Below are 7873 nucleotides of genomic sequence, written 5' to 3'. Positions count from 1 at the left end.
GGGTATGGGTGTCCGGCAGCGAAGCGCTGTGGTGGATGGGTGAAGCGTCATCCACCCTAGGTTCGGGCGCCCAGCATTTCGGCCTTGCGCAGCCAGCCCTGGCGCTGCTCTTCGGTGGATGGCCGCACCGGGGCGAACTCGCTCAGGCGACGGGTCCTGATGCCGCAGAAACCGAGAATGGTGCGCACCATCTGCCGATGCGCCGGGGCGCCGTAGATCCAGCGGAAGTACCAGCGCGGCGTGTCCATGGTCACCAGCAGGTCGGCGCTGCGTCCGCTGAGCAGCTTGTCCCAGAGCTGCGAGCGATTGCGATACCTGAAGGCGAAGCCGGGCAGGAACACGCGGTCGAAGAAGCCCTTGAGCAAGGCCGGCACGCCACCCCACCAGACGGGGTAGACGAACACCAGGTGTTCGGCCCAGTGGATCAGGCGCTGCGCTTCGAGCAGGTCCGGTTCCAGGTTCTGGCTCTGGTCATAGCCGTCACGCAGTATCGGGTCGAACTGCATTTCCCCGAGCCTGAGCTGGCGCACCACGTGTCCCTTGCCGCGTGCGCCGTGGCTGAATGCCTCGGCCAGGGCGTGGCAGAGGCTGTCCTGCTTCGGCGAGCCGAGAATCAGCAGGATGCGCTTGCCGTCTCCTTCCAGCGGCGTTGCGCCGCTCTTGCCCTCACTCATGCCAGCCGGCTCCGAGCATGTCCTGTGGGCGTACCCACTGGTCGAACTGCTCGTCGTTCAGGTAGCCGAGCTGCAGCGCGGCCTGGCGCAGCGTGCTGCCTTCGTTGTAGGCCTTCTTGGCGATCTCGGCGGCCTTGTCGTAGCCGATGTGCGGGTTGAGCGCGGTGACCAGCATCAGGCCGTTCTCCAGGTGGGCGGCCATCTGCGCGGCGTCCGGCTGCAGGTCGGCGACACAGTGCTGCTGGAAGTTGCGGCAGCCGTCGGCCAGCAGGCGGATCGACTGCAGCAGGTTGTGGATGATCACCGGCTTGAACACGTTGAGCTGCAGATGACCCTGGCTGGCAGCGAAGCTGATGGTGCTGTCGTTGCCCAGCACCTGGCAGGCGAGCATCGACAGCGCCTCGCACTGGGTCGGGTTGACCTTGCCGGGCATGATCGAGCTGCCCGGTTCGTTGGCGGGCAGGCGCACCTCGGCGAGACCGGCGCGCGGTCCGGAACCCAGCAGGCGCAGGTCGTTGGCCAGCTTCATCAGGGCCACGGCCAGGGTCTTCAGCGCGCCGGAAAGCTGCACCAGCGGCTCATGGCCGGCGAGGGCGGCGAACTTGTTCGGGGCGCTGGTCAGCGGCATGCCGGACAGCGCCGCCAGTTCGGCGGCCATCGCCTCGGCGAAGCCGGCCGGGGCATTCAGGCCGGTGCCGACGGCGGTGCCGCCCTGGGCCAGTTCGCACACCGCAGGCAGCGCCGCGCGGATGGCGGCCTCGGCGTGGCCGAGCTGGGCGACGAAGGCGGACAGCTCCTGGCCGAAGGTGATCGGCGTGGCGTCCATCATGTGCGTGCGCCCGGTCTTGACCAGGCTGGCGTGGCGCTGCGCCTGCTCCTGCAGGCCGTCGCGCAGTTCGGCCAGGGCCGGCAGCAGGCAATGGCGAACGTCCTGCACCGCGGCGATGTGCATGGCGGTGGGGAAGCAGTCGTTGGAACTCTGCGCGCGATTGACGTGATCGTTGGGGTGCACCGGGGTCTTGCCGCCGCGCTGGCCGCCAGCCAGTTCGTTGGCGCGGCCGGCGATCACCTCGTTGACGTTCATGTTGCTCTGCGTGCCGCTGCCGGTCTGCCAGACCACCAGCGGGAACTGCGCGTCGTGCTGGCCTTCGAGCACTTCGTCGGCCGCCTGCTCGATCAGCCGGGCGATGTCGGCTGGCAGTTCGCCGTTGCGGCTGTTGACCCGCGCAGCGGCCTTCTTGATCAGGGCCAGGGCGTGCAGCACGGCCAGCGGCATGCGCTCCTGGCCAATGGCGAAGTTGATCAGCGAGCGTTGGGTCTGCGCGCCCCAGTAGGCGTCGGTGGGGACTTCGATGGGGCCGATGCTGTCGGTTTCGGTGCGGCTCATGGCGTTCTCCGGGGCAAATGCGAGGGTGCTGGCAGTTTAGGTCGCGCTGCCGGAGACTGGTTCCGCAACTTCTCTATCGCCCCGATTACCAGCGGGCGTGAGTCTCTCCCAGCCAGCCCAGCGCGCCGTCCACCGGTACCCGCTCGCCCTTGGGGCCGCGCAGCACGCCGGTGAAATGACCGAAGTGCTGGACGGTGTTGGCATGGAACGGGCCGATCTTGGGGCAGGCCTTGTGCAGCTGGCGTGGAGCGAAGCGCAGGGATACGCGGTCGTCTTCGCTGTCCAGGCGCCAGGGGGTGAGGGGCGCGTGCGAGGTCCGCTCGATATGCATCGTGCTGCCCAGTTGCTGCACTTCGCCGCCGAACCACAGCGAGTTTTCCGACAGGCCGCTGTGCTCCAGCCAGCCCGAGCCGAAGTTGCCGGCGATGCCGCCAGCGGCGGCGAACGCGGCGCGTTGCCAGTAGCTGTTCAACGGCCAGACGCCACGGCCGAAATCGAGGGCGGCAAAACTCTGCCCCGGCGTACAGCTGTAGTGCTTGCGCCCCAGCTGCAGGCTGCCGGCGGTGGGCAGTCCCAGTTGCCGGCTGGTGGCGTGGAAGCCGCCATTCTGCATGGGCGCGACCAGGTTGACCGATTCCAGGTGAGCCGGGCGCTGGATATCCAGCGCCACCTGCATGGGCTGGCCACCGATATCGGGCGCCGCAGCCGTCAGGCGCAGGCGGCCGGAGTGCTCATCGATGCGCAGCTGCAGCCGGGAGTGGCTGAAGGAGTGGCTTTCCAGGGGCAGGTCGGGCAGCTGGCAACCGAGGGCGAAGGGGCGGAGCTGGGTGTGGGCGACTGCCTGGCCGCTTTCCAGGTCGAGGAAGTAGGCGGCGCCGTAGCCGAGGTAGTCGAGATCGGCCAGGGTCAGCGAGAGCATCCACTGCGGGGTGGTGATGCACCAGTGATTCCAGCGCTTGCGCCGTCCGGCATGACCACGCAGGGCGCAGTCGACGAGGGGGCGATTGGACCAGCCAATGGCTTCGTCCAGCAGTTTGCCCTTGCTGTCGCAGAGCGGCTGGAGCCGAAAGGGCGCATGTGAGGCGAAGCTGTTCATCGAGCACATCCATGTTTGTGCGCGGGCTGGCGATCAATTGCCGTGTCGAGGAGTGCGCACGCCTTGCTGGAGATAATGGCTGGAGGCAGACAGAATGCCGAGCCTGCCCAAGCATGAGCAAGTACTGGCACTTTGGCAACTGACCAGTGGGTGCGCCGGTGGGCAACACGGCTGTGAGCCAGCGCACAGTTCGCGACGCTTGAGCGAAATCGGCGCAGGGCACAAAATGCCGGCACCGTAGTCTACCCAGACTCATTCATCACCGTTGGAACCTCTCATGCCCCGTTTCCACCAGTTGTGTGCCGCCGTACTGCTCGCCGCCGGCTCGTCCCTGGCCATGGCCGATGCCGCCAGCCATGCCGCCGATGCCGAGCGCTTCCTCAAGCTGGCCCACGCTGACAAGCTGACCGTGCCGGTGTATGGCCAGGTGCAGCAGATGTTCGCCCAGCGTTTCGCCCAGGCGCCGGAAGGCAAGCAGGCCGTGCTGGAGAGCTACCAGGCCAAGGCCAATGCCGCACTGGACAAGGCCGTGGGCTGGGACAAGCTGAAGCCGGACATGGTCAAGCTCTACACCAGCAACTTCGACGAGAAGGAGCTCAAGGAGCTGATCCGCTTCTACGAGTCGCCGCTGGGGCAGAAGGTGTTGCAGAAGATGCCGATGCTGACGGCGCAATCGGCACAGATCACCCAGGGCAAGCTGGAAACCGCCGTGCCTGAAGTGAACAAGCTGCTGGCCGACATGAGCAACGAGCTCGGCCTGCCGAAACAGCCCTGATGGAGCCCAAGATGTCCAAGCAAGACCTGATCGTCACCGCCCTGGCCGGGCTGCAGCCCGAGCACCTCGAGGTGCTGGACGAGAGCCACATGCACAGCCGTGGCCTGGAAACCCACTACAAGGCGGTGATCGTCAGCCCGGCGTTCGCCGGGTTGAACGCGGTCAAGCGGCATCAGAAGGTCTATGCCACGGTCGGTGAGCTGATGGGCCAGATCCACGCCCTGGCGCTGCACACCTACACCCCGGAGGAGTGGGCCGCGCAGGGCACGGCGCCCGCTTCACCAACCTGCCGCGGGGGGCATTGACCTGGCCCGGCTGAACCCTGCAGCAGCATTGCCGCAGATTGCCCGGGTGGCGCTGCGCTCAATCAGGTCAATGCCGGCCTAGCCGAAGACGCAATCCGGGGCGGCGAGCATTTCCGGATTGCATCCGGCTACGCGGCAGGCTGTCGCGCCCTGTCGCCAACTTGCCCCGCTGATTGGCCGCTTTGTTACAATCGCCCCCGCGCCGGCCCATGCCGGCGTTTTTCATGTCACCCGGTCCGCCCTTTACGTGGGCGACTACTGAGAGAACTGTTCATGACTGACAAGATCGTCGTGGCGGCGCTGTATAAATTCGTCTCCCTGGCGGATTATCAGGCGCTGCGCGAGCCCCTGCTGCAAACCCTGCTCGACAATGGCATCAAGGGCACCCTGCTGCTCGCCGAAGAGGGCATCAACGGCACCGTTTCCGGCACCCGCGCGGCCATCGACGCGCTGCTCGCCTGGTTCCGCCAGGATGCCCGCCTGGCCGATATCGATCACAAGGAATCCTACTGCGACGAACAGCCGTTCTATCGCACCAAGGTCAAGCTGAAGAAGGAGATCGTCACCCTCGGTGTGCCGGGCGTCGATCCCAACCAGCGTGTCGGTACCTACGTCGAGGCCAAGGACTGGAATGCCCTGATCAGCGACCCCGAGGTGCTGCTGATCGATACGCGCAACGACTACGAGGTGTCGATCGGCACCTTCGAAGGGGCTATCGACCCCAGGACCAAGACGTTCCGCGAGTTTCCCGAGTACATCCGCCAGCACTTCGACCCGAGCAAGCACAAGAAGGTGGCGATGTTCTGCACCGGCGGCATCCGCTGCGAGAAGGCCTCCAGCTACATGCTCGGCGAAGGTTTCGAGGAGGTCTACCACCTCAAGGGCGGCATCCTCAAATACCTCGAGGACGTACCGCAGGAAGAGACCAAGTGGCAGGGCGACTGCTTCGTCTTCGACAACCGCGTGACCGTGCGCCACGACCTGTCGGAAGGCGACTACGATCAGTGCCATGCCTGCCGCACGCCGATTTCCGTGGAAGAGCGCCAGTCCGAGTTCTACAGCCCTGGCGTCAGTTGCCCGCATTGCTGGGACTCGCTGCCGGAGAAGACCCGTGAAGGCGCGCGCGAGCGGCAGAAGCAGATCGAGCTGGCGCGTCAGCGTAACCAGCCACACCCGATTGGCCGAGACCCCCGCCAACTGAACGAGGCCTGATGCATGACCAGCCGCCTGCTCTACGTGATGGACCCGATGTGTTCCTGGTGCTGGGGCTTTGCGCCCGTCGCCGAAGCGCTTGCCGAGCAGGCCGCCGCAGCCGGTGTGGCGCTGCAGATCGTGGTGGGTGGCCTGCGGCGCGACCAGATTGCGGTCGATGCGGCAGCGCGGGTGCGTTACCTGGGGTACTGGCAGGCGGTCAATGCCAGCACCGGGCAGCTGTTCGACTTCGAGCGCGGCCTGCCGGAGGGCCTGGTGTACGACACCGAACCGGCCTGTCGCGCCCTGGTCACCGCACGCAGCCTGGATGCGGACAGTGCCTGGACACTGCTCAAGCTGATCCAGCAGGCCTTCTACACCGAGGGTGCCGATGTCACCCAGGCCGGCGTGCTGGTGCAACTGGCGGAGCAGGCGGGCATCCCGCGCATCGAATTCGCCGAGGCGTTCGACAGCCAGGCGATGCACGATGCCACCCTGGCCGACTTCACCTGGGTGCAGGACCTCGGCATCGCCGGCTTTCCCACCCTGCTCGCCGAGCGCGACGGCCAGCTGGCGCTGCTGACCAACGGTTATCAGCCGCTGGACGCCCTGTCACCCCTGCTGGGACGCTGGCTGGAGCGTGCCGGCCATGCCTGATAGGTTGAGCTGGGCGCAGATTCGGCGCCTGGCCCTGCGTCACAAGAAGGCGCTGCTGCTGGCCAACCTGGTGGCGGTGCTGGCGACCCTGTGCAGCGTACCGATTCCCCTGTTGTTGCCGCTGCTGGTCGACGAAGTGCTGCTGCATGATGGCAACGCCGCGCTCCAGGTGATGGACCGTTACCTGCCGGCCGGCTGGGAAACGGCGGCCGGCTACATCGGCCTGATGCTGTTGCTGACCCTGCTGCTGCGCAGCTCCGCGCTGATCTTCAACGTGTTGCAGGCGCGCCTGTTCGCCAGGTTGTCGAAGGACATCGTCTATCGCATCCGCGTGCGCCTGATCGAGCGCCTCAAGCGCATTTCCCTCGGCGAGTACGAGAGTCTGGGCGGCGGCACCGTGACCACCCACCTGGTCACCGACCTGGACACCCTGGACAAGTTCGTCGGCGAGACCCTGAGCCGCTTTCTGGTGGCGATGCTGACCCTGCTCGGCACGTCGGCCATCCTCATCTGGATGCACTGGCAGCTGGCGCTGCTGATCCTCCTGTTCAACCCGCTGGTGATCTACGCCACGGTGCTGCTGGGCAAGCGCGTCAAGCACCTGAAGAAACTGGAGAACGACAGCACCTCGCGCTTCACCCAGGCGCTGACCGAAACCCTGGAGGCGATTCAGGAAGTGCGCGCCGGCAACCGCCAGGGGTATTTCCTCGGGCGTCTCGGCGGCCGTGCCCGCGAGGTGCGTGACTATGCCGTGGCCTCGCAGTGGAAGAGCGATGCGTCCAGCCGCGCCAGTGGCCTGCTGTTCCAGTTCGGTATCGATGTGTTCCGCGCGGCGGCGATGCTCACCGTGCTGTTCTCCGACCTGTCCATCGGCCAGATGCTCGCCGTGTTCAGCTACCTGTGGTTCATGATCGGCCCGGTCGAGCAGCTGCTCAGCCTGCAGTACGCCTTCTATGCCGCGGGCGGTGCGCTGACGCGCATCAACGAGCTGCTGGCGCGCCAGGACGAGCCGCAGTACGTCGGCCAGGTCGACCCGTTCAAGGGCCGCGACACCGTCGGCATCGAGGTGCAGGGGCTGACCTTCGCCTATGGTGACGAGCCGGTGCTGGACCGTCTCGACCTGTCCATCGGCCCCGGCGAGAAGGTGGCCATCGTCGGTGCCTCGGGCGGCGGCAAGAGCACCCTGGTGCAGCTGCTGCTCGGCCTGTACACGGCGCAGGCCGGCACCATTCGCTTCGGCGGCAGCAGCCTGGAGGAAATCGGCCTGGATTGCGTGCGCGACAACGTCGCCGTGGTGCTGCAGCATCCGGCGCTGTTCAACGATACGGTGCGCGCCAACCTGACGATGGGTCGCGAGCGCAGCGACGAAGCCTGCTGGCAGGCGCTGCGTATCGCCCAGCTGGCCGACACCATCGCGCTGCTGCCGCAGGGCCTCGACAGCGTGGTCGGGCGCAGCGGCGTGCGCCTGTCCGGCGGGCAGCGCCAGCGCCTGGCGATTGCCCGCATGGTGCTGGCCGAGCCCAAGGTGGTGATTCTCGACGAAGCCACCTCGGCGCTGGACGCCGCGACCGAATATGCCCTGCACGAAGCCCTGGCGCAGTTCCTCGAGGGGCGCACCACGCTGATCATTGCCCACCGCCTGAGTGCGGTGAAGCAGGCCGACCGCGTGCTGGTGTTCGATGGCGGCAGCATCGCCGAGGATGGCGACCACCAGCAACTGATCGCCGAGGGCGGGCTGTACGCCAAGCTGTACGGGCACCTGCAGCAGGGCTGAGCCGGCAGGGGCTT

At 66.7% G+C, this 7873-nt stretch carries 8 protein-coding genes; 5 read left to right on the top strand and 3 right to left on the bottom strand.

Annotation, left to right across the window (positions count from 1 at the left end):
• Positions 1 to 56: 56 nt before the first annotated feature.
• The 3 genes from EPK82_RS24265 to EPK82_RS24255 all read right to left on the bottom strand — a co-directional run bounded on the left by EPK82_RS24265 (position 57) and on the right by EPK82_RS24255 (position 3157).
• The gene (locus EPK82_RS24265) at positions 57 to 674 is read right to left on the bottom strand and encodes an NAD(P)H-dependent oxidoreductase (protein ID WP_134678304.1); all 618 of its coding nucleotides are present in this window, start codon (positions 672 to 674) and stop codon (positions 57 to 59) included.
• A complete protein-coding gene (locus EPK82_RS24260) occupies positions 667 to 2061 on the bottom strand; it encodes a class II fumarate hydratase (RefSeq protein WP_037056931.1) in 1395 nt (464 codons plus the stop codon). Before EPK82_RS24260 ends, EPK82_RS24265 begins: the two co-directional genes overlap by 8 nt.
• Positions 2062 to 2146: 85 nt before the next feature.
• Positions 2147 to 3157 carry a DUF2804 domain-containing protein gene (locus tag EPK82_RS24255; RefSeq protein WP_134678303.1) on the bottom strand — a complete coding sequence of 337 codons (1011 nt, stop codon included), beginning with the start codon at positions 3155 to 3157 and terminating at the stop codon, positions 2147 to 2149.
• Positions 3158 to 3434: 277 nt separating this feature from the next.
• Between EPK82_RS24255 and EPK82_RS24250 the strand changes: the two genes are divergently transcribed.
• The 5 genes from EPK82_RS24250 (at position 3435) to EPK82_RS24230 (ending at position 7859) form a co-directional block, all read left to right on the top strand.
• Positions 3435 to 3932, top strand: coding sequence for a DUF2059 domain-containing protein (locus EPK82_RS24250; RefSeq protein WP_047587844.1), 498 nt, complete (start codon positions 3435 to 3437; stop codon positions 3930 to 3932).
• 11 nt (positions 3933 to 3943) lie between these two features.
• Entirely contained in the window at positions 3944 to 4237 is a 294-nt protein-coding gene (locus tag EPK82_RS24245; protein ID WP_037056937.1) for a BolA family protein, read from the top strand.
• Positions 4238 to 4510: 273 nt separating this feature from the next.
• A complete protein-coding gene (gene trhO / locus EPK82_RS24240) occupies positions 4511 to 5449 on the top strand; it encodes an oxygen-dependent tRNA uridine(34) hydroxylase TrhO (protein ID WP_047587840.1) in 939 nt (312 codons plus the stop codon).
• A 3-nt stretch (positions 5450 to 5452) separates the two neighbouring features.
• On the top strand, positions 5453 to 6085 hold the full coding sequence (locus tag EPK82_RS24235; protein WP_037056925.1) for a DsbA family protein: 633 nt from the start codon (positions 5453 to 5455) through the stop codon (positions 6083 to 6085).
• On the top strand, positions 6078 to 7859 hold the full coding sequence (locus tag EPK82_RS24230) for an ABC transporter ATP-binding protein (protein ID WP_134678302.1): 1782 nt from the start codon (positions 6078 to 6080) through the stop codon (positions 7857 to 7859). The genes EPK82_RS24235 and EPK82_RS24230 overlap by 8 nt, the downstream gene beginning before the upstream one ends.
• The last annotated feature ends 14 nt before the right edge of the window (positions 7860 to 7873 follow it).

The sequence above is a fragment of the Ectopseudomonas khazarica genome (assembly GCF_004521985.1).
In the GTDB taxonomy this organism is placed as follows: Bacteria; Pseudomonadota; Gammaproteobacteria; order Pseudomonadales; family Pseudomonadaceae; genus Aquipseudomonas; species Aquipseudomonas khazarica.
This window is presented reverse-complemented; position numbering and strand designations above follow the sequence as displayed.

What these genes read in the sequence shown, in the direction of transcription:
- EPK82_RS24265 (WP_134678304.1), bottom strand. Translation starts at nt 674, where the DNA reads ATGAGTGAGGGCAAGAGCGGCGCAACGCCGCTGGAAGGAGACGGCAAG.
- EPK82_RS24260 (WP_037056931.1), bottom strand. Translation starts at nt 2,061, where the DNA reads ATGAGCCGCACCGAAACCGACAGCATCGGCCCCATCGAAGTCCCCACC.
- EPK82_RS24255 (WP_134678303.1), bottom strand. Translation starts at nt 3,157, where the DNA reads ATGAACAGCTTCGCCTCACATGCGCCCTTTCGGCTCCAGCCGCTCTGC.
- EPK82_RS24250 (WP_047587844.1), top strand. Translation starts at nt 3,435, where the DNA reads ATGCCCCGTTTCCACCAGTTGTGTGCCGCCGTACTGCTCGCCGCCGGC.
- EPK82_RS24245 (WP_037056937.1), top strand. Translation starts at nt 3,944, where the DNA reads ATGTCCAAGCAAGACCTGATCGTCACCGCCCTGGCCGGGCTGCAGCCC.
- trhO (WP_047587840.1), top strand. Translation starts at nt 4,511, where the DNA reads ATGACTGACAAGATCGTCGTGGCGGCGCTGTATAAATTCGTCTCCCTG.
- EPK82_RS24235 (WP_037056925.1), top strand. Translation starts at nt 5,453, where the DNA reads ATGACCAGCCGCCTGCTCTACGTGATGGACCCGATGTGTTCCTGGTGC.
- EPK82_RS24230 (WP_134678302.1), top strand. Translation starts at nt 6,078, where the DNA reads ATGCCTGATAGGTTGAGCTGGGCGCAGATTCGGCGCCTGGCCCTGCGT.